Source organism: Stenotrophomonas sp. STEN020, assembly GCF_056760195.1.
Window position 1 is genome coordinate 188,331 of record NZ_JBRREI010000001.1, and the last position, 20,264, is coordinate 208,594.

A 20,264-nucleotide genomic window follows, 5' to 3' on the forward strand; every position below is an offset into this window, starting at 1 on the left:
AAAAACGCACCGTGGTTCAGCGGGAAGTTGCGCAGCGTATGGAGGCCAGGCTGCCTGGATCACCAGAGATGCGTGAGCTTAAAGCAGCACTATCAGTTGTAAGTGCGCATGCGTGTACGCCAATTGTCAGGCCATCATTGGGAAGCGTCTTATTGCGTGCATCAAAGGCCATGCGCCATCGTGCTTCCGCTGGCGAACGGAACAGGGCGACGACGCCAATGACAGCGGTGCCATCACTAAGTTGTTCGGACAATTCTTGCCGTACACCCGGTGTCAGTACCACCTCGTTCACAGAAAGAAGATCTGCTCCAAGCGCGGTCTGTTCACCGGCCTGGTCGAGGAAGGAATTGAAGGGGGCTTGTTCAAACCGCTGCGCGCTGCGCAGGTGATAGATCTTCAGCACGGCAGCGCTTGCACGCTTGTCATTGCCGGCATTGAGATTTGTCCCGGCATAGATCTTGAGCGGGATTACAGGGGGTTTTTCAGGTTTGCTTTCACGCAGACCAACGGCTTGCAGTGTACTGTCCATCGCCTTGCTCAACTTGCCACCGGAAGCGCAGCCGCCTAATCCAATGGAGCCAACAAGGACGATAGTTGTGACGGAAGCCACACGCAAAAGTTTGCTCATGTACGCATTCATTTAGTGATGGGCGCCAAGAAAACAGCAGGTCAGTGGCTACATATCGGTGCATGTACAGCACGCCGATGTGAAGGAAATGTCCGGAACAAGCAAATCGCGGATTTGAAAATAACTATACCCACGCGCATTTGCGAATGTACACTGCCGCCGCTGGGACTGGATTCCCGCAAGTTGTATCGGCGGAAATGCGGCTCCCTTTAGGAACTAATTTCGACGAAGGAATCACTATGGATGTGAAGGTGTTTGGGGCGGCAACACGTCGTTCGGTTTTGGCGTTGGCACTGGTCGCGGGGTTGGGCGCCTGTGCGTCGACACCAAAGAAGGCAGCAGAAGTCCCTTTCGATGTAACGTTGGCCAATGCCGAGGCGCAGGTCTCCACGGCAGGTGCGGATGCAGCGATCAGTGCGTTCGAGGTTGCTGCGAAAGCCGATCCAACGCGCAAGGAGCCGTGGGTGCGCATTGCGCAGCTGCAGTTCGACCAGAAGCGCTACGCGCGCGCAATCGTCGCGGCGGAAGAAGTATTGCAGCGTGATCCGGATGACCTTGTTGCCGATGGTGTTCTGACTGTCGCTGGCTTCCGCATCGCCAATGAGTCACTGCAGCGCCTGGGTGGGCGCGGTGCGCTGGCGTCGGAAACCGCACAGCGTGAAGCGCAGACGTTGGTTACCACGCTGCGTAGCACCATGGGTGACGCCATTCTTGAAACCGGCAAGCCAAAGCCACGCGCTACGCGGTCGGCCGCCCGTTCGACGGCAGCGAGCCGTCGTGCCGCCCAGCCTGCAGCCGCACAGCCTGCACCGGCGCGTCCGGCGCGTGACAAGGGCGCGGATCCCTTCCAGAACATTGGCAACTAAGCCGGATCAACAGGACCAGTCAGGAGACACTCATGGCCAAGAAGGACAGCGTTCAAAAGCGGCTACAGAAGATCCGGCCGCCGCGCGTGCAGCTTACGTATGACGTGGAAAAGGGCGACGCGATCGAGCAGAAAGAGCTGCCGTTTGTGGTTGGTGTGATGGGTGATTTCAGCGGCACGCCGGAGAATCCGCTGCCCAAGGTCAAGGATCGCAAGTTCGTAAACGTCGATCTCGACAACTTCGACGAGGTGATGGAAGCCGCTGGCCCGCGCGCGGTCTATCGCGTGCCCAACAAGATCAGCGAGAGCGGCGGCGAGTTCGGCGTCGAGTTGAAGTTCAACTCGATTGAAGACTTCCGTCCCGAATCGGTGGTGCAGCAGATCGAGCCGCTGCGTCGCCTGCTCGAGTCACGCACCAAACTGGCTGATCTGCGCAACAAGTTGGCGGGCAATGAAAAGCTCGAAGACCTGTTGACCGATGTGCTCAACAACACCGAGCAGCTCAAGAAGCTCGGCGCGGCGAAGGAGGAGTAAGCGATGGCGTCTGAAGCCAGTCAACTGTCCGCGCCGGTCGCGGCTACCGAAGAAATCGATCTGCTCGACCAGATCGTCGAGAAGAGCAAGGTCGCCAAGTCGCGCACCGAGCATGAACGTGCCAAGGACATCATCTCCGCGCTCGCGCAGGAAGTGATGGATGGCACGGTCGTGGTGTCTGACAACCTCAACCTGACCTTGGACGCACGTATCGCCGAGATTGACCGGATCATCTCCGAGCAGCTCAGCGCGGTGATGCATGCCCAGGAGTTCCAGGCACTGGAAGGCAGCTGGCGCGGCTTGCACTACCTTTGCTCGCAGACCTCCACCGGCCCGAACATGAAGATCAAGGTCTTCAATTCGCCGAAGAAGGACCTGGTCAAGGACTTCAAGTCGGCCATCGATTTCGACCAGAGCGCGCTGTTCAAGAAGGTCTATGAGGAAGAGTTCGGTACCTTCGGTGGCGCGCCGTTCGGCGCCCTGATCGGCGACTATTTCCTTGGCCGCCAGCCGGAAGACATGTACTTCATCGAGCAGATGTCGCACGTGGCGGCTGCCGCGCACGCACCGTTCCTGTCCGCTGCCAGCGAAGGCATGTTCGGCCTTGAGTCGTTCACCGACCTGGGCAAGCCGCGCGATCTGGCCAAAGTGTTCGACACGGTCGAGTACGCCAAGTGGAAGTCATTCCGCGAGAGCGAGGACAGCCGCTACGTCGGCCTTACGCTGCCGCGTTTCCTTGGCCGTTTGCCGTACAACCCCAAAGACGGCACCACGGTTGAAGGCTTCAACTTCGTTGAAGAGATCGAAGCCGCCGATCACAGCAAGTTCCTTTGGTGCAATACCGCCTATGCGGCCGGTGCGCGCCTGACCCAGGCATTTGAGAGCTACGGTTGGTGCGCAGCGATTCGCGGTGTTGAAGGTGGCGGCCTGGTCGAAGACCTGCCTACGCACACCTTCCGCACCGATGACGGCGAAGTGGCGCTGAAGTGCCCGACCGAGGTTGCCATCACCGACCGTCGTGAAAAAGAACTCAGTGACCTCGGCTTCATGCCGCTGGTGCACTGCAAGAACACCGACTACGCCGCCTTCTTCGGTGCGCAGTCGGCACAGAAGCCGAAGAAGTACAACACCGATTCGGCCAATGCCAACGCGATCCTGTCTGCGCAGCTGCAGTACATTTTCGCGGTTTCGCGTATCGCTCACTACTTGAAGGCGATGATGCGCGAGAAGATCGGCAGCTTCGCATCCGCGGGCAACGTCGAGGAATTCCTGAATCGGTGGATCGCCCAATACGTATTGTTGGACGACAACGCCAGCCAGGAAGCCAAGGCGCAGTTCCCGTTGCGTGAAGCATCTGTGCAGGTTTCGGAAGTTCCGGGCAAGCCCGGTGTCTACCGCGCTGTGGCCTTCATCAGGCCGCATTTCCAGCTCGATGAGCTGTCTGTTTCGTTGCGTCTTGTTGCTGAACTGCCGGCGTCGGCAAAGAAGGCGTAACGTTTTGATGTTGCTTTAGCGTCGGGTGGGGACTTCGGTCCCTGCCTAGCGGTGGCGCGCATTTCTAGAGGGCGAAGCCCCCCTCAATCGCCGGGCCCCCGCCCGGCAAACAATCTCACGGAAGAACGGAATTTAGGAGACCAGATATGCAACATGCTTTTCTTTCAATTGACACCATCAAAGGTGAGTCGCACGACGACAAGCACAAGGATTGGATTGAAATCCAGTCCTTCTCGCAGGATCTGCTGCAGCCTCGCTCGGCCACTGCCTCCACCTCTGGTGGTACCACGGCAGCCCGCGTGAATCTGTCGCCGATCGAAATCATCAAGTCGATCGATCTCGCTTCCACGGCCCTTAACCAGGCCGCCGCAAACGGCACCACCTTCCCGAAGGCACGCGTTGAGTTCATGCGTGCGGACAAGGACGGCAACGCGATCAATTACTACTTGGTCGAGCTGCTGAACGTGCTGGTACACCGCGTCACCACCACGGTTGACAAGGAAGGTATGCCGCAGGAAGTGGTTCAGTTGAGCTTCGGTGCAATCAAGTGGACTTACCAGCAGCAGAAGCCGGAAGGCGGAGTTGGTGGCAAGACCGTGGCACAGTGGAGCGCAACCAAGAACATCCCGAACTACACCGTTTGATGATGTGTTCTGCGATGGCGCGTCAAGCGCCATCGCAGTCTCAATCCCGGCAAGGCCAGGAACGGCCCTGCAGTTGCATCGATGCCTTTTCGCACGGATGCCCAGCTACCGGAAACAACGATGAAGGGACTCGAACCCAGCCTGTTGGAAAAGCTGTTTGACGATAATCCGCGTAGTGCGGGTGCCGGGCCGATCTTCAAGTCCGTATCGCTGGAGCAGTACAAAGAGTCCATCGCGCGTGACCTGGAGGGGCTGCTGAATTCGCGCGCCGCATTCCAGGAGAGTGATATGGCGGAGTTCCCAAACTGCCGCCAGTCGCTGCTGACCTACGGGCTTGCCGATTTCTCGGCAATGAGCCTTGCCAATGCCTATGATCGATCTTCCATCTGCCGTTCGTTGGAACAAGCGGTTGGTCGGCATGAGCGTCGTTTGAAGAATGTCAGTGTGCAGCTTGATGCCGGTAACCAGTTTGCCGGTGGCCTGCATTTCACCATTCACGCGCTGCTGGATCTCGAGCCCGCGCGTGAGCCGGTAAGCTTCGACGCGATGCTGCAGCCGTCCACGCTGCAGTACCAGGTTACCCGCGCTCGTCGCACCCAGCAGGCGCTCTGATGCAGGATCTGTTGCCCTTCTATGAGCGCGAACTGGCCTACCTGCGCCGTTATGGCCGCGAGTTCGCCGAGCGTTACCCGAAGATCGCCGGCCGCCTGCAGTTGTCTGCCGATGGCAGCCAGGACCCGCACGTCGAGCGCCTGATCGAGGCCTTCGCGCTGTTGAGTGCGCGCGTATCCAAGCGCATCGACGACGACTACCCCGAGTTCACCGACGCGCTGCTGGATGTGCTGTACCCGCACTATCTGCGGCCGTTCCCAGCCTGCTCGATCGCATACTTCGATATGGACGGCGTGGCGTCAAAGCTGAGTGCACCGGTGCGGATTCCGCGTGGCACTTCCTTGCAGAGTCGCGCAGTTCGCGGCGTCCCTTGTGATTTCCGTACCAGTTACGACGTGGTGCTGGCGCCCATCGGTATCTCTGCTGTGACGTACCGGGCGGTGGCAGACGCGCCCATGGCAACGGCATTGCCAGGCGGTAGTGGAGGACAGATCTCACTGAGCTTCAATCTGCTTTCAGATCAGCTTGGCTTCGCTCAGCTGGGTACCGATAAACTGCGCCTGTTCCTCGACGGGGAGCCGTCGGTGCGCGCTGCTTTGCGCGACGCACTGCTGCTTGGCGTAAAGGCCGCCTATGTCGAGTCCGACGGCGACGGTCGCTGGCGTCGTCTTGAGTCAGTGCCGATCAGCCCGGTTGGCTTCGCTGACAGCGAAGCTTTGATCGATTTCCCGGCGCGCTCGCACCCGGCGTATCGCTTGCTGACCGAACTGTTCGGCTACCCGGAAAAGTTCGGCTTTGTTGACCTGGACTTGACTGCCACCAGCGCAGGCGCCAGCCGCCGCTTCACCTTGCACCTGATCCTGCCGGCTGGGCAGCAGGAACGGGCCAACGCAATGGTGCTTGAAGATATCGGCCTGCACAACGTGCGGCTGGGCTGTACGCCCATCGTCAATTTGTTCAAGATCAACGGTGAGCCGATCCGGGTAACCCATCGCACGGTGAACTACCCGGTGTTGGCGGACGCACGCCGCGCCTATGCCTTCGAAGTGCATTCCATCGATTCGGTCTACCGCATCCGGCAGACACCACAGGGCGAGGCGATCCACGAGTTCCGTCCTTTCTATTCGCTGCATCACGGTGAAGACCCGGATCGTACCGGGCAATACTGGGTCGCCCGCCACGACGAAGACATCGCAAGGCAAAGCCCGGGCTTCGAGATGGAGATCAGCTTCGTTGATCTGTCTTTCAACCCGGTGCTGCCGCAAACCGATACGGTCAGCCTGGAGCTGACCTGCAGCAACCGTGATCTGCCGCATCAGCTCGCCTATGGCGTGGCCGGTGGCGACTTGAGCATCGAAGGTGGCAGCCCTGCCAAGGCCATCACGCTGCTGCGCAAGCCAACCCGACCACTGCGCTTCCGCCACGGGCGCAGCGCGCAGTGGCGCCTGATCTCGCATTTGTCGCTTAACCAGCTGTCCCTGAGTGGCAGCGGCTTGGCTGCGCTGAAAGAAATGCTGCGTCTGTATGACCTGTCTGGCAGCAATGTCTCCGCGCGGCAGGTCGATGGCATTCTTGCGCTGGAGCAGGTGCCGGCGACGACCTGGATGTCTGGGCGCCAGTTCGCATCTGTCGTACGCGGTCTTGAAATCCGCTTGACCATCAATGAGGCCCATTTTGTCGGCACCGGCGTGGCTGCATTCGCGCAGGTGATGGATCACTTCTTCGCACTGTATGTGCATGCCAACAGCTTTACCCGACTGGTGCTGATTTCCGGCGACAGCGGGGAGGAGATCGTCCGATGCGAAGCGCGCAGCGGCGAATCGATCCTGGCGTAGCCCAGCAGCTGCTGGCCGAGCCGCACCGCTTCGAGTTCTTCCAGGCGGTGCGCCTGCTTGAGCAGGTGTTCGAGCGGCAAGGAGTGAAATCGGGGCAGGCGATTCCAATGCGGGTGCGTTTCCGCAACAGCCTGTCCCTGGGCTTCCCGGCGACCGAGTTGTCTGCCGAAGGTGAGGTGTACTCGCTGGCTGGCGATCGCCTGCAGGAGCGTGAAGACATCGAGCAGGCGCTGGCTGCTGAAACGCTGGGTGAAATACACCTGACACCCCATTTCATGGGCCTGCTCGGCACTTCAGGTGCATTGCCGCTGCACTACACCGAAACGCTGCAGATCCGCGAGCTCTACGAGCGCGATCGAACCGCACGTGCCTTCCTCGATATTTTCTCCACCCGCGCCGTAGCGCTGCACTACGCGGCGTGGAAGAAGCACCGGCTTGCGCTGCAGTACGAACTGGACCGGCGTGAGCGCTTTCTGCCGTTGGTGCTGTCGCTGCTTGGCATGGGCATGCATGAGCTGCGCGATCGCCTGCACGACGGCGAAGGCGACATCTTCGATCAGGCAGTGGCGTACTACGCGGGCGCGATCAGGCAGCGGCCGGTATCGGCAGTGCTGATGCAGCGCGTGCTATCGGACTACTTCCAGGTACCGCTCGAAGTGCAGCAGTTTGTCGGCGCTTGGTATCGGGTGCCGGCAGGGCAGGCGACGCGCTTGGGGCAGGCAAACGCTGTGCTGGGTGCCAGCGCGTTGGCAGGTGACCGCGTCTGGCAGCGCGATCTGCGCCTGCGCCTGCGCATCGGCCCGCTGTCGAAGACGGCATTTGACGATTTCCTGCCCGGCGGTACCGCAGCCCTGGCTTTGGCCAAGTGGCTGTCGCTGCTCACCGGCGGCACGCTTGAATACGAGGTGCGGCTGGTGCTGCGTGCCGAGGACGTCCAAGGCAGCGCACTGGGAAATGGAGCGCGCTTGGGTTGGGACAGCTATATGTGTACACGCGGGCAATCCGGCGCGCGCGACGACACCACCTATGGCATTCATACATTGCAATGACGAGGCACCGGTGACGATGACGTTGCCGGTAATTGAACGGTTTCAGCAGGGAGTGCGTGGTTCCGAATGAGCATCAACCTCAAAACACTTATCAGCAAGTTGGACGACACCTGCCGTCAGGCAACCCAGCGCGCAGCCAATCTGTGCATGGCGCGTGGCAACTACGAGGTGGATCTGGAGCACCTGTTCCTGGCGCTGCTGGAGCAGCCCAAGAGCGACTTCGTGCTGATTGCCCAGCGCAGTGGCATATCGCCCGAATCACTTGAGCGCGATCTCAGCGACGAGATCGGCCAGTTCAAGACCGGCAACACACGCACGCCCGTGTTCTCCCAGCATCTGCCGGCCCTGTTCGAGCACGCCTGGCTGATTGCTTCGCTGGATTCGGAGACCACCCGCATCCGCAGCGGTCACCTGCTGTTGGCACTGCTGACCGAGCCTGATCTTGCGCAGCTGGCCTACCGCGGCTCCAAATTGTTCGTGCGCTTCAAGCGTGAAGAGCTGAAGCACGATTTTGCCAAGCTGACCGAGGGCTCGCAGGAAGCGCAGACCGTGCGCTTCGCCGATGCTTCGGCAACGGGCGAAGGTGCTGGCGAAGATGCGGATGCAGTGCCGGGCGAGGCAAAGGGCGGTCTGTCCAAGACCCCCGCGCTGGACCAGTTCACCACCAACCTTACCCAGCGTGCGCGTGACGGCAAGATCGACCCGGTGATTGGCCGTGATGCCGAGATCCGTCAGGTTATCGACATCCTGATGCGCCGCCGCCAGAACAACCCCATCCTCACCGGTGAGGCCGGCGTCGGTAAGACCGCCGTCGTCGAAGGCCTGGCCCGTCGCATTGCAGAGAAGGATGTGCCCGACGTGCTGCAAGGCGTTGAACTGCACACCTTGGATATGGGTTTGTTGCAGGCCGGTGCCAGCGTCAAGGGCGAGTTTGAGAACCGCCTGAAGAACGTGATCGACGAGGTCAAGAAGAGCCCGCACCCGATCATCCTGTTCATCGACGAAGCCCACACCATGATTGGTGCCGGCGGCTCTGCTGGCCAGAACGACGCCGCCAACCTGCTCAAGCCAGCCCTGGCACGAGGCGAGTTGCGCACCATCGCCGCCACCACCTGGAGCGAGTACAAGAAGTACTTTGAAAAGGACGCCGCCTTGGCGCGTCGTTTCCAGGTAGTGAAGGTGGAGGAGCCCAGCGAAGTACTGGCCGCCGCCATGCTGCGCGGCATGGTCAGCCTGATGGAGGCGCACTTCGGCATCCGCGTGCTGGATGAAGCCGTGACCGAAGCCGTGCGCCTGTCGCACCGCTATATCAGCGGCCGCCAGCTGCCGGACAAGGCCGTCAGCGTGCTCGATACCGCCTGCGCCAAGGTCGCACTTGGGCAAAGCGCGACGCCCGCTATCATCGAAGACACCCGCAAGCACCTGGATCGGCTCGAGGCCGAGCTGGCCGCATTGCAGCGCGAGACTGCCGGCGGCAGTACCTTGCATGAGGAACGTCTTGCCGAACTGAAGGCGCAGCAGATTGAAGCGCAGGCTGTGCTTGCCAGCAATGAGCAGCGTTTGAGTGTCGAGCGCGAACTGGCCGGGCGGGTTGCAGCGCTGCGCCAGCAGCTTGAACAAGGCCTGGCGGGCGAGGGTGATGCGGATTCCTCCGCAGACGAGCAGGCCGACGTCGCTGTCGCAAAAACAACTGGCAAGCGCAGCAAGTCAACGCGCGAGCTGTCGCCACAACATGCAGAGCTGGCGAAGTTGCAGGCGGAGCTGCGTGACCTGCAGGGCGAGACCCCGATGGTTCCGCTGCAGGTGGATGGCACCGTCGTCGCTGAAATCGTGTCGGCATGGACCGGCGTGCCGCTTGGCCGCATGGTCAAGGATGAGATCCGCACCATCCGCTCACTTGGCAGCCTGCTGGAAGAGCGGGTCATCGGCCAGGACCACGCGCTCGACGCCATCGCCCAGCGCGTGCGTACCGCGACCGCGAAATTGGAAGACCCGAACAAGCCGCGCGGCGTGTTCATGTTTGTCGGGCCCTCCGGTGTGGGCAAGACCGAGACCGCGCTGGCCTTGGCCGACATTCTCTATGGCGGTGAGCGCAAGCTGATCACCATCAATATGAGTGAGTACCAGGAAGCGCACAGCGTGTCCGGCCTGAAGGGTTCCCCGCCGGGCTACGTTGGCTACGGCGAAGGCGGCGTGCTGACCGAAGCTGTTCGTCGCAACCCGTACAGCGTGGTGCTGCTCGACGAAGTGGAGAAGGCGCATCCGGACGTACTGGAAATGTTCTTCCAGGTGTTCGACAAGGGCGTGATGGATGATGCCGAAGGCCGCGAGATCGACTTCCGCAATACCTTGATCATCCTCACCTCCAACATCGGCTCCTCGCAGATCATGCAGTCCTGCCTGAACAAGCCGGTGGAAGAAATTCCCGCCGCAGACGCACTTGCCGAAGCCCTGCGACCGATCCTGATGCGCAGCTTCAAGCCGGCCTTCCTTGGTCGCTTGAAAGTGGTGCCGTATTACCCGATCAGTGATGACGTGCTGGTGCGCATCATCAGCCTCAAGCTGGGTCGAATTCGTGACCGCGTCAGTGCAAACCACAAGGCCAGCTTCAGCTGGGACGAAGGGCTGGTTGAAGCTGTACTGGCGCGCTGCACCGAGGTGGACTCGGGCGCACGCAATGTCGATCACATTCTCAACGGCACCTTGTTGCCGGAGATTGCGGAGAACGTGTTGACTGCCATGGCCGAAGGCACCCGAATCAACAGCATCAAAGTAAGCGCCGGCAAGAAGGGCGATTTCAAGTACAAAGTTTCTTGATTACGGAAGAAGGAGAACAGCATGGAATTTTTCGGATTTGACCGCCAGGCAGCACTGAGCCACTGCGACAGCCTCGAGCTGGGCCTGGGGCGCGACCTCGACCGCGTGCGCGCATGGAATCGCTTGCGCCCGGAACACATCGTCGAACTGCTCGAAACTGCCGTACCGGCAGCGCGTCAGGATGCACGCATTGTGGCTGGCCAGATCAGCCGTGGCTCCTGGCGCATCCACATGGATAGCGCGCCGGTCGGCAAGCCGCAGTTGGTGAGCAACATGCGAGAGGTGCTTATTTCTGCAGGTGGGCGCGACTATCGCCTGCAGGTCAGCGAAGGCGTTCGTCTGCGCCTTGAGGAAATCGCGCAGGTCGCTTGATGCAACGGTAACAACGCCATTCCGGTGCTGGCGGGTGCCGGAATGGATGGCAACAAACAGATGCATCCAGCAGTTTTCAGTCCGGGCCGTAGCGCGCACTACAGCCCATGAAGGCAGATCAACACCATGGATTTGGTAAACAACGCATTGGCAGCCCTGGCCGAGCCCGCACAGACACAGCGCTTCCTGCGGCTGCATACCGCGCTGGGCATCGATGTGCTGGTTGCGGAAACCCTGGATGGCGTCGAGCAGATCGACGGCATCGGCTTTCAATGGACGATCACCGCGCTATCCGTTGATGCTGGCCTGCAATTGCAGCCGCTGATCGGCAAGCCTGCCTTGCTCCAGCTGCAGCAGGCCGATGGCAATCACCGGCCATTGCACGGACGCATCACCGCCGTCGAACGGATTGGCAGCAATGGCGGACTCGCCCGTTATCGCCTGCGCCTGCAGCCATGGTTGGCGTTTCTGTCGCAGCGCGTCGACAGCTATGTATTCCACGACAAGACCGTGGTCGAGATCATCGAAGACATCTTTGCCGACTACGGTAGCTTGGCGCCCGAGTGGCGCTGGGTGCTTACCGATGCTGGCCAGTACGCCAAGCGCAGCCTGACCACCCAGTACCAGGAGAGCGATCTAGCGTTCGTACAGCGCCTGCTGGCCGAAGAAGGCATCTTCTATTGGTTCGAGCATGAAGGCGACCCGGATGCAGCGGCTTTCGGCAAGCACACCCTGGTATTGGCCGATCACGCGCATGACGTTACCGATCTCGGCAGCGTTCGCTTCCATCGCAGCAATGAAAGCGAACGCAGCGATGCCATCCAGCAGTGGCAGGAAGCCCGCAGCTGGTGCACGCCGAAGGTGGAGCGGGCAACCTGGGATTACCGCAGCCTTGAGCGTCGCCAGGCAAGCGCCGAAGCAGAGCAGGGTGCCGACCTCGGTGTGGTTGACCAGGACACCAGCGGGCCTTATGGCTGGCAGGACAATGCGCGCGGGCAACGTCGCGCGCAACAGCATCTGGATGCACTGCGCGTGCGCTCGCACCTGATTGAAGGCGGCGGCCAGTGGCGTGCACTTGCGCCGGGCGCCAAGCTCGCCCTGTCACAGCACCCGCAGGTGGCAGAGGACGCCGCATTCCTCTGTATCTCGGTACGACACCAGGCCCGCAATAACCTGGATGCTGACGTATTCGATGCACTCGAGCAGACGCTTGGCCCGATCAACCAGCGCGCACTGGAGCTGCCAACGGCATTGGCCGGCATCCGTAATGGTGCAGGCCGTAATGACATCAACACAGGTTTCTACGACAACCAGTTCGCGGTGATTCCGGCCGAGGTCATCTACCGCCCGCAGACTGAAGACGGGCATGGCGTACACCTGCACCCGCGCCCCAGCGTGATCGGCACCTTGAGTGCGGTTGTGGTCAGTGATGGCGATCCCTTGCTGTCTGACCGCGACCACCGCATCAAAGTGCAGTTCCCGTGGCAGCGAGGCGGCAATGCCAGCAACGGCTTGGCGCACCCGGCCGGCGACGACAACGCGCCCGCCAGCGGTAACGCCTGGACCTGGGTGCGCGTCATGACCCCGTGGGCCGGCGACAACTGGGGTGGCGTAGTGCTGCCGCGGCGCGGCCAGGAAGTGTTGGTCGCGTTCCTGGAAGGCGATATCGATCGCCCGGTGATTGTTGGCGCGCTCTATAACGGCCGCGGCCAACAGGACGCACAGCACAACAAGTTGAACAGCGGTGGCGCGAACGCCACTGGCAATGCCGCCGCATGGTTCGAAGGCAACGATCACTCCGCCGTGTATACCGGCTTCAAGAGCCAGGCACTGGCAGAAAGCCAAAGCGGCACAGGCGGCTATCAGCAGCTACGCTTCGACGACACGCCGGGGCAGGGCCGCGCCCAGCTGTCGACAACGCAGCACGACACCACCTTGACCCTCGGCCACCTGAAAGGTGGCGAAGACAACGTGCGCGAAGGCGAGCGCGGTTTCGGCGTCGAGCTTTCAACCCAAGCACACGGCAGCCTGCGCGCCGGTCGCGGCCTGCTGCTGACAACGGAGGAAGGCACGCCGCAGATGGCAGCACCACAAGCCATCGCACAGCTGCAGCAAGGCCACGACCTGCTCAAGAGCCTGGCCGACTCCGCAACTGATCAAACCGCGCAGCTGCCCAAAGATCCCGCCGAACTGCCCATCGATCAAACCCTGACCGAACTGCAGGAACAGCTGAAAGCAACGCATAGCGGCAGCAGCGCAGGCAGCATCAATGGCGGCGACGGCGAAGCACCCGGCTGGAGCGCGCCCGTATTGCTCGGCAGCGGCGTAGCCGGCGTGATGAGCCTGACCCCGGCCGATCAAGCATGGGTAAGCGGTACCCACACCTTGCTGAGCAGCGGTGTCGCATTGAACTGGATGACGCAGGGCTCGCTGAGCCTGGCAGTCGCACAAGGTCTGGTGCTCTACACCGTGGGCAGCGAGGGCAGGAAAGACAGCCCCAATCAGGAGCGCGGCATTGCCCTGCACGCAGCACAAGGCAAGGTAAGCGCACGCGCGCACAAGAACCAGGCCACGATCGCTGCGAAGACCAATGTCCGCATTGCCAGCACCGACGCCAATATTGAAATGGCGGCGCCGAGCAAGCATCTGCTGGCCACTGCGGCTGGTGCCTACATTCGGATTGAAGGTGACAACATCGAGCTGGGGGCGCCTGGAAAGATTGAGTTCAAGGCTAGCCAGAGGGATTGGGTGGGGCCCCAGGCGGTGGATGCTGCGGTCGAGTCAAAGCAGGCACCTTTCAGTGGGTGCCTCGAAAAGTTCAAGGATGCAACCAGAGGAGGGGCTGGACGTGTCGCTCTCTAGGTCCCTCTCTGACGATGAAGGTTTGAAGTGGGACGCGTTAACATCCCTTCGTGAGCGATTGTTCAAGGCTAAGCATAGCTATTTATTTGTTGATCCAACGTCGGGTGTGCCTTGGGATAGGTCGTACACGAAGGTTGGCGATAGTTATAGCGAGGTTCTTGTGGCACCTCGGAAACTGAATTTGCCGAAGGATGCTTGTCCGTTCTTGGTCCCATTGAACAACGAAGTTGGTGGAATCTTTGATTGGACTTTCGAAATAGCTTGGTCACAGCTATCGGACCCTCAGGCTCCTTACCCGGTGTGTGCCTGGATTGGTAGTGATCTTGAGGTGGGAGATTTGCAGTCCCGAATGTCAAAGCAAATGTTGCAGTCGGTTGGAGTCAGGACTTGGCTTTTCAGGTTCTATGACCCAAGAGTCTCCCAGCACTTGGTATCCTTTGTAAGTAAAGATTTCTGCATCTCAGGTCCTACCTCTTGGTCTTTTCTGGATGCGTCAGGGAGGCTTCAGAAGCTGCCCGTCAGCGAGACGGAGAGCATTCGCTATCCTGAAGAGTCCTCTTTGGAACGTCTTGATTGGCTAAAGACAATAAACGCTGTGATCAATACGTGGCCATCGCTTACCGATGATATCGTCGAGATCGAGAGGATCTACGATGCCGCCCGTGTTGCTGCAGCAGTTGGATTGCAGCCGCATCAGCAAGCGGATTGTGTGGCCTTCATTCTGCATCGATGCTTGGTTCATGAGCGTATCGAGTTACATCCGATTGTTTCAGTCTGGCTGAATGATGCACGCGAGATGAAGCGGCCGTACGCAGATGCAGCCGCGCACGCTGATGCAGATGTATGGAAGGGAATATCGGCTGGCGACTGGCAGCTTGGGTTGAAAGAACGACAAGGACTTCGTTATGGCTGATGGTGCACAGATTGCCAATGCGGCGCGCAATACAAACTCCAATGCTGGTGCTTTCGGTGACTGCCAACGTTGTGATAAGCGCGGTTTTCCTATTTTGCCGCTGAGGTTCTCCTACGCATATTGGGATGGTCGTTCGGATCACGGCACAAGAGCGGATTTGTCAAAAACAAGCTTTGACAAAATGGCCGGTGAACTTCTGCTTAGGCCACTCAGTGGTGGCTATCTACATGTGCTTGACGAGCGTGATGGAGGTACATGGAGAGTTTTTTTTGTCGGTCGTGAGGGCTCACTTTGGGAATTTCCAGCTAAGACAAGCCCAAGGATCGAGGAGTACCAATGTGGTCGTGGCGATCATCTAACGCGATCTTCGATGTTCAGTGTGGACCGCCCAGAGAATGCCAAGAAAATATGGCTTTCTTACGCAAGCACTCTATATACACCGAATAAGCTTGACGAATTTCGATCGCTTATATTGAAAGGGCAGGCGCCCAGAGATGAGTGCGAAAGAACGGTTACACTTATGGGCGTGCGCTTTCAGATGCATGACGTCCCAGCGCTACTGGCTATGGCGAAAGATGAGAGTGCGACAGATAAGGCGCTGGGAATTAAGCTTGATGGCTCCAATCTAAAGTCGAAAGTTCCTGAGTTTTCGGGAAAAATCGAGCCATTCGAGTACAGCGTTACACCTCCGGTGAAATTGAAGGACAGCCCCGTTGCGCTCGGAAAACGAGTCAAGGGCGCCTGTTCTGGTGGGCTGGGCGGGGTGGCGGTTTACTTGGATGATCCTATTGGGATTGCTCAAGAGATTCGCCATCTCGAGAAAATAACTAAGCTGAGAATTGATGCGATTGACGCCAAATATGCAAGGGAACGCAAGGTCAAGGCGCTCGTCGATGAGCTTGGGAAGAGCTGGGTTAAAAGCAAAGATGCTCGCGGTAAGCTGGAAGAAGGTAGTGACTGGGAGCTTAATTACAAGGACAAGTTGGACGCATCCCGCATCGCGGATTTCGAAAGAAATTATAAGAGTGAAATGGGCACGCTGCGCGGAAAACACTTGATACTGGTTGATGATGTTCAGAGGTGGTGCAAATCCACCAACTTTGAGGCGGCTACAGAATGTGACTTTGACAGCAATGATGTTCGCAGCACTGTAGATATGGTGAGTCAGCTGAGTACTATTCTTTGTGGCCTTGACGCTACAGAGCAGGGGGCGAATCTCGCACAGGAGTTGATGGCTAAGGATGTATCCAGAAATCTATGGTATCGCGCGCTCTTGGCTGGGCAGAAGGATCTTTTGTCTTTTTTGTCCGAGAATCAGGGTTCCGACGTCTTGGGCAGTTTTAAGTCTGCGTACGGCGTTGTTGATGAATGGATAAATGCTCACGAAAAGATGGCTGCTGCCCTGAATCTCTCAAACCGCGATTCGCTGGCTTTCGCGCCAGGGGCTGCTGGGTATCTCAAGGGCGTGGATCCGCTGTTCAGGGCAACACTTCCCCTTAGCGAAGCAATAATGCAGTTGACGCTCTCTCTGCAAGCTCTGGTTGGTAAAGCTGCCGGAAAAGCGTTTGGCGAGCTTAGAGTATTCGTTTTATTGGGAGCGGTTTGGCACCGTACTACCGCATTGCCATTCTACGAAGAAAAGACGTTGGCATCGCTCGTTCGAGAGAACAACGAGGTGGCCTGGGGAACATCAATTGAAAATCGAAATCAGATATTCATTGATACAGAGGGGCGGCGCGTTGCCAAGGTGAAACTGGGGGATTACGCCAGCGAGCTTGGGGAGGCCGGGCGAAAGAAGATCCCACTGCTGCGTATTCGATTTGGAAATCCCCCGGACGTCGCAATGATGTCTGCTGAAGGGGCGCGAGAAGCAAGCAGGCAGCAACGCCGCCAAGAAGCGCGGCGTGATCGGAAGGCAGAAGCCAAGCGACTGAAGAACGGTCCTGGGCCACAGAGAAGTACGCTGGCAGTTGCTATGGAGCAAGGCCTTGAAGAGATGAGTGCTGAATTCGAAGCGTTCAGGCAGGCGGAAGCGGAGAACGCAAGGATTGCCGCGGCATCTGCGAGGAATCGTGCTCGCCTGGGTTCGCTGGGCGCTGCAGACGCTGTAGTTGTTCCGGCAGCTCTCCGGTCGTTGCAGCGCGCGCCATCCGGAAACTGGTTAAGCGGTGCAATGAAGGTTGCGAGGAATGGTGGCGCAAATGGTGCCTTCTCTGCTTGGATAGGTGCTATCCAGATGACGGCACTCGTCGCGTCCTATAAGGATCTGGAAAAGAAGCCAGATGCTGAGACTTGGGCGAAAGTGATGAGCTCGACTCTCGGAGTTGCAGGGGCCTTCATTGAGGTGATCGCGGCGGGCTATTTGCTGTCCGGTGCGTCTGCAGACAAGAGGTTGATTTTGGCGCTAACTCCGGCGCGAATTGCGGGAATTGGCGGGCTAGTTGGTGGGGTGTCCGGTGTGGTTGGTGGAATCGTCACGATGGTAGAAGGCTACAACCGTTCCGAGGCTGGAGATGTTGACTCCGGGCGTGCCACTTTCATTGGAGGCGCATTCCTGACTGTGAGCGGAGTGGCTGCCGTGGGAGGGGGCGCGGCAGCATTATCCAGCGCTGGACTTGTTCTGGGATTGGGGCCTTTTGCTTGGGGTGCGCTGGCGTTGGGCCTTGCGGTTTTAGGTGTCGCTTCCATTTTCATCGGTGAGAGCTGGCGAGATAATCCGCTGCAAACTTGGCTGCGTTCGAGTTGTCTCGGAACTAATCCGGCATTCGGTAGTTCGAGCGATGAGTTATTGGCATTTGAACGGTTGTTTGAGATACCGATGGAGCTGCGCATGCAATGGCGGAAAGGTAAATTTGGCTTCGGTACAATTGTTGTCGAGGTGGACATTCCGGATTTGTCTGATGGGCTGGGGGGGCTTGTTTACGGGCTCTCTTTCCGTATGAAGGACGGAGCTGTTTACACCGTTTCGGAGAATAGAAAAATATCAGACAGGTCTGGAGCTGGAATGAATGATCCAAGTCAGATGTCTGCTGGGAAGTTTGTAAATACTACCGGCTTAAGTGCGCCGACTACATCTCCGACATATACCATTACGCAAAAAGGTGGGGTGAGATGGATGGTTGGGTATTCTCGTGATATGTTGTCTGTAGTTGCCATTAATATTAAGTATATGCCAGAGATTGACGGTCGGCCTGATTTTATTGTTCCAGCTCCAGATGGACTGAGGAAGATGATTACTGCGGCGGATTCTGTATGATTTCGGAGGAACGCAAACTGGCTCGGCCAGCGGAGCGGGTTGAAATCGGCGGAAAAGGATGGATGTCTGTTAAGGGGCGGAGCGCGATGTATCCGCTGCCATTAAAGGGGCGGTACGGTAGGTCTTTTGATCTCGTCCTAGAGATTAATGAAGATTTTGCGATATTGAATCCTGCAGGGACAGCAAGTGGTGCGGCTAATGGATTTCATATTCTCCTGGTGGTCTTGCTTTCGATAACGATGTTGTTCTTTGGTAATTGGATCTTCTTGGCGATTATTGGAGAGGGGAGCGGAGACTGGTTTATAACGACGGTTTGCGTGCTGGGGTTTCTCCTCTTTGGTGCTGGAAATGTTGCAGTCATCAAATCGTTGAGGCGGCAGGTGGTTGGCTTTCCGCTATTAGCGCTTCGTAAAGAGCGTAAGGTTGTTCAGTTGCAGGGCAGTGCTCGTGTTGAGGCCGATTGGGAACGTCTTAGACCCTACATTGAACCTGTGACGAGCGTAAGTTCTGTGGGCGCATCAACGTCCTGTAATGTTCATTTAATTGAGCCTACTGAAGACGGACGCAGTGCCCGCCGGCAAATTTTGTTGCAGAACGCACTGGGTTTATACGATTGCTTGGCCACATATGAGTTCTTTGCGAGCTATATGGAGGGTGACTGGGAAAACTTGCCCGATATACACCTGATTCCAGGTGTCCGCCCTAAGTTCTGGGACGCATACCGCTACGGTTTCTTTAACGGCTGGATTGGTGTCCCGCGTTGGGATGAACGCTCTGAAGCGTCCCGTCGTTGGATGTGGGTGCTTACTCCCCTCTGGACGGCAATTTTCTGGCCTTTGGTAATGTTAACAATTGCAGGTACGCGCACCGGTCGTGTTCTGCGATTTGATAAAAGCGAGATTAGGAAAGCGCGCGGTGGCACTGCGGAGCCAATGCCGGCATCGCTTCAGGACAAGATCAAAGCACCATCGCGATTGCAACCTGCGGAGAAGTTTCTCTATTGGGTTTCAATGATGTCTGGCGGAGTGTTGTGGGGTGCAATAGCGCTGAAGTTGGTTATGTTGATATTTGGGGCCGATAGTGCAGTTGTGGCGATCAACTAGAACTGTTTTGATGATGTTGGGGCATAGCAGTTTCGCAACTTTGGAGCCGATGTCGCCTTCCCGTAAACTTGAGCCAGGCATTCTTGAGCGTTTCCGGGCAAGCTAGCGCCAAAGAGACCCCTGATGAGCGAGAGCAAATTCTCCTAGAACGAACTGCTCGCCGGGCCCGTCCAGCGAATCGGCTCGCCAAGAGTCAATTATGATTCTGATGGGAAATCGGTGGGCTGCAGAGGTTGATAATGGCATTGAAGGAAACAACAGTTGCAGTTTGGGGTAGGGTGGAGGCTGAGTTGGCGTTCAGTTCAGAGCTTTATCGAGAGAACGCACATGCGAGACGCGCTCCCTACCGTGTTATTCCTTCGATCCATTCGGAGTCGATTGGTGTTGACCCTGTTGCATTTGATGCCATATTGCGGGTACATCCTGATGGCTTAGAAGTTGGTACCGTTCGTGGCGAATACGCTAAGAGTGTTGGCTGGTCGAAATTCTCCGCTTATTTTATGTGGTCAGTTGGGGTCGTTTTTTTTGTTCTGTTATTGATGGCGCTGGTGGAGGTCGAGATCCCTATAACAGTTGATCTGCTGTTCACGCTGGCTTTTTTTGGGTTTCCGTCATATTTTCTTTTCTGCTTCGGGACCTATTTTTGGCGCCTAGCGACAAAGAACTCGCTGGATGATCCAGTGCTCTTTAACAAAAAAACAAAGTTGGTTTATATTCTTCCGTATCTAAATGGAGGCTTTTTTAGATTCTGGAAGAACGGCTCTCACGGCACACCTATAGCATACAGATGGGATGATCAGATTCGAGCGCGTATCTACAACTATATCTACTTCCGAGGCGCGAATCTTGCATCGGAGGGTTTTGAACTCGGCCTGCTTGCTATTCGTCAAGGCGCCGCGAACGAAGTGGAGCAGCTGATCCAACTGGGTGTTCAATCCAATGGTTTCGACAGCACGCAGTTAGCGTTATGGGAGCACATCCGGCAGTACATGGAAGAAGACGGCCCACCGCTGCAGCCAGGCGACAAAATGCGCGCAACGGATCTATCTCGAGTACCAGAATTTCCAGCAGAAATCGTCGCTGAGGCTGGCGGCCAAGCGCTGGACCAAAGCGCGATTGACCAGTTGATCCGGTTGAAGCATCGCCCATGAGTACAGCAAGGAGTACGAACTTTGGCTGCCGATCCATAGCAATAGTGAGGGCTTTCGGATCATAAAAATCCTGATCTGGCGATTCGCTGGATCCCCACACCACTTCCGTTCGCAAGGACCAGCAGTAAG

Annotated in this window: 15 protein-coding genes; 14 read left to right on the forward strand and 1 reads right to left on the reverse strand. The window is 58.0% G+C overall.

The window, feature by feature from the left end:
- Positions 1–16: 16 nt before the first annotated feature.
- Entirely contained in the window at positions 17–628 is a 612-nt protein-coding gene (gene tssJ, locus ACVOLZ_RS00735) for a type VI secretion system lipoprotein TssJ (RefSeq protein WP_481514704.1), read from the reverse strand.
- A gap of 239 nt (positions 629–867) precedes the next feature.
- Here tssJ and ACVOLZ_RS00740 point away from each other — a divergent pair, with 239 nt between their 5' ends.
- The 14 genes from ACVOLZ_RS00740 to ACVOLZ_RS00805 all read left to right on the forward strand — a co-directional run bounded on the left by ACVOLZ_RS00740 (position 868) and on the right by ACVOLZ_RS00805 (position 20,135).
- On the forward strand, positions 868–1,494 hold the full coding sequence (locus ACVOLZ_RS00740; protein ID WP_481514705.1) for a tetratricopeptide repeat protein: 627 nt from the start codon (positions 868–870) through the stop codon (positions 1,492–1,494).
- 32 nt (positions 1,495–1,526) lie between these two features.
- A complete protein-coding gene (tssB, locus tag ACVOLZ_RS00745; RefSeq protein ID WP_481514706.1) occupies positions 1,527–2,027 on the forward strand; it encodes a type VI secretion system contractile sheath small subunit in 501 nt (166 codons plus the stop codon).
- 3 nt (positions 2,028–2,030) lie between these two features.
- Positions 2,031–3,521 carry a type VI secretion system contractile sheath large subunit gene (tssC, locus tag ACVOLZ_RS00750; RefSeq protein ID WP_481514707.1) on the forward strand — a complete coding sequence of 497 codons (1,491 nt, stop codon included), beginning with the start codon at positions 2,031–2,033 and terminating at the stop codon, positions 3,519–3,521.
- A gap of 146 nt (positions 3,522–3,667) precedes the next feature.
- Positions 3,668–4,165, forward strand: coding sequence for an Hcp family type VI secretion system effector (locus ACVOLZ_RS00755; RefSeq protein ID WP_057628616.1), 498 nt, complete (start codon positions 3,668–3,670; stop codon positions 4,163–4,165).
- 120 nt (positions 4,166–4,285) lie between these two features.
- The gene (tssE, locus tag ACVOLZ_RS00760; RefSeq protein WP_481514708.1) at positions 4,286–4,777 is read left to right on the forward strand and encodes a type VI secretion system baseplate subunit TssE; all 492 of its coding nucleotides are present in this window, start codon (positions 4,286–4,288) and stop codon (positions 4,775–4,777) included.
- Positions 4,777–6,612, forward strand: a complete 1,836-nt coding sequence (gene tssF / locus ACVOLZ_RS00765) for a type VI secretion system baseplate subunit TssF (RefSeq protein WP_481514709.1) — start codon at positions 4,777–4,779, stop codon at positions 6,610–6,612. The genes tssE and tssF overlap by 1 nt, the downstream gene beginning before the upstream one ends.
- Complete coding sequence (tssG, locus tag ACVOLZ_RS00770; protein WP_481514710.1) at positions 6,576–7,661, forward strand: type VI secretion system baseplate subunit TssG; 1,086 nt, start codon at positions 6,576–6,578, stop codon at positions 7,659–7,661. Before tssF ends, tssG begins: the two co-directional genes overlap by 37 nt.
- A 66-nt stretch (positions 7,662–7,727) precedes the next feature.
- Positions 7,728–10,478, forward strand: a complete 2,751-nt coding sequence (gene tssH, locus ACVOLZ_RS00775) for a type VI secretion system ATPase TssH (protein WP_481514711.1) — start codon at positions 7,728–7,730, stop codon at positions 10,476–10,478.
- Between the two features lie 21 nt (positions 10,479–10,499).
- The gene (locus ACVOLZ_RS00780) at positions 10,500–10,850 is read left to right on the forward strand and encodes a hypothetical protein (protein ID WP_481514712.1); all 351 of its coding nucleotides are present in this window, start codon (positions 10,500–10,502) and stop codon (positions 10,848–10,850) included.
- Positions 10,851–10,976: 126 nt separating this feature from the next.
- Positions 10,977–13,712 carry a type VI secretion system Vgr family protein gene (locus tag ACVOLZ_RS00785; protein WP_481514713.1) on the forward strand — a complete coding sequence of 912 codons (2,736 nt, stop codon included), beginning with the start codon at positions 10,977–10,979 and terminating at the stop codon, positions 13,710–13,712.
- On the forward strand, positions 13,675–14,625 hold the full coding sequence (locus ACVOLZ_RS00790) for a DUF4123 domain-containing protein (RefSeq protein ID WP_481514714.1): 951 nt from the start codon (positions 13,675–13,677) through the stop codon (positions 14,623–14,625). The genes ACVOLZ_RS00785 and ACVOLZ_RS00790 overlap by 38 nt, the downstream gene beginning before the upstream one ends.
- Positions 14,618–17,881: a toxin VasX gene (locus tag ACVOLZ_RS00795; RefSeq protein ID WP_481514715.1), complete on the forward strand. Its 3,264-nt coding sequence runs from the start codon at positions 14,618–14,620 to the stop codon at positions 17,879–17,881. The genes ACVOLZ_RS00790 and ACVOLZ_RS00795 overlap by 8 nt, the downstream gene beginning before the upstream one ends.
- A complete protein-coding gene (locus ACVOLZ_RS00800; protein ID WP_481514716.1) occupies positions 17,878–18,984 on the forward strand; it encodes a hypothetical protein in 1,107 nt (368 codons plus the stop codon). The genes ACVOLZ_RS00795 and ACVOLZ_RS00800 overlap by 4 nt, the downstream gene beginning before the upstream one ends.
- 239 nt (positions 18,985–19,223) lie before the next feature.
- Positions 19,224–20,135: a DUF6708 domain-containing protein gene (locus tag ACVOLZ_RS00805; protein WP_481514717.1), complete on the forward strand. Its 912-nt coding sequence runs from the start codon at positions 19,224–19,226 to the stop codon at positions 20,133–20,135.
- Positions 20,136–20,264 lie beyond the last annotated feature (129 nt).

What these genes read in the sequence shown, in the direction of transcription:
- tssJ (WP_481514704.1), bottom strand. Translation starts at nt 628, where the DNA reads ATGAGCAAACTTTTGCGTGTGGCTTCCGTCACAACTATCGTCCTTGTT.
- tssH (WP_481514711.1), top strand. Translation starts at nt 7,728, where the DNA reads ATGAGCATCAACCTCAAAACACTTATCAGCAAGTTGGACGACACCTGC.
- ACVOLZ_RS00790 (WP_481514714.1), top strand. Translation starts at nt 13,675, where the DNA reads ATGCAACCAGAGGAGGGGCTGGACGTGTCGCTCTCTAGGTCCCTCTCT.
- ACVOLZ_RS00805 (WP_481514717.1), top strand. Translation starts at nt 19,224, where the DNA reads ATGGCATTGAAGGAAACAACAGTTGCAGTTTGGGGTAGGGTGGAGGCT.
- ACVOLZ_RS00740 (WP_481514705.1), top strand. Translation starts at nt 868, where the DNA reads ATGGATGTGAAGGTGTTTGGGGCGGCAACACGTCGTTCGGTTTTGGCG.
- tssC (WP_481514707.1), top strand. Translation starts at nt 2,031, where the DNA reads ATGGCGTCTGAAGCCAGTCAACTGTCCGCGCCGGTCGCGGCTACCGAA.
- ACVOLZ_RS00785 (WP_481514713.1), top strand. Translation starts at nt 10,977, where the DNA reads ATGGATTTGGTAAACAACGCATTGGCAGCCCTGGCCGAGCCCGCACAG.
- tssE (WP_481514708.1), top strand. Translation starts at nt 4,286, where the DNA reads ATGAAGGGACTCGAACCCAGCCTGTTGGAAAAGCTGTTTGACGATAAT.
- ACVOLZ_RS00755 (WP_057628616.1), top strand. Translation starts at nt 3,668, where the DNA reads ATGCAACATGCTTTTCTTTCAATTGACACCATCAAAGGTGAGTCGCAC.
- ACVOLZ_RS00795 (WP_481514715.1), top strand. Translation starts at nt 14,618, where the DNA reads ATGGCTGATGGTGCACAGATTGCCAATGCGGCGCGCAATACAAACTCC.
- tssG (WP_481514710.1), top strand. Translation starts at nt 6,576, where the DNA reads ATGCGAAGCGCGCAGCGGCGAATCGATCCTGGCGTAGCCCAGCAGCTG.
- ACVOLZ_RS00780 (WP_481514712.1), top strand. Translation starts at nt 10,500, where the DNA reads ATGGAATTTTTCGGATTTGACCGCCAGGCAGCACTGAGCCACTGCGAC.
- tssF (WP_481514709.1), top strand. Translation starts at nt 4,777, where the DNA reads ATGCAGGATCTGTTGCCCTTCTATGAGCGCGAACTGGCCTACCTGCGC.
- tssB (WP_481514706.1), top strand. Translation starts at nt 1,527, where the DNA reads ATGGCCAAGAAGGACAGCGTTCAAAAGCGGCTACAGAAGATCCGGCCG.
- ACVOLZ_RS00800 (WP_481514716.1), top strand. Translation starts at nt 17,878, where the DNA reads ATGATTTCGGAGGAACGCAAACTGGCTCGGCCAGCGGAGCGGGTTGAA.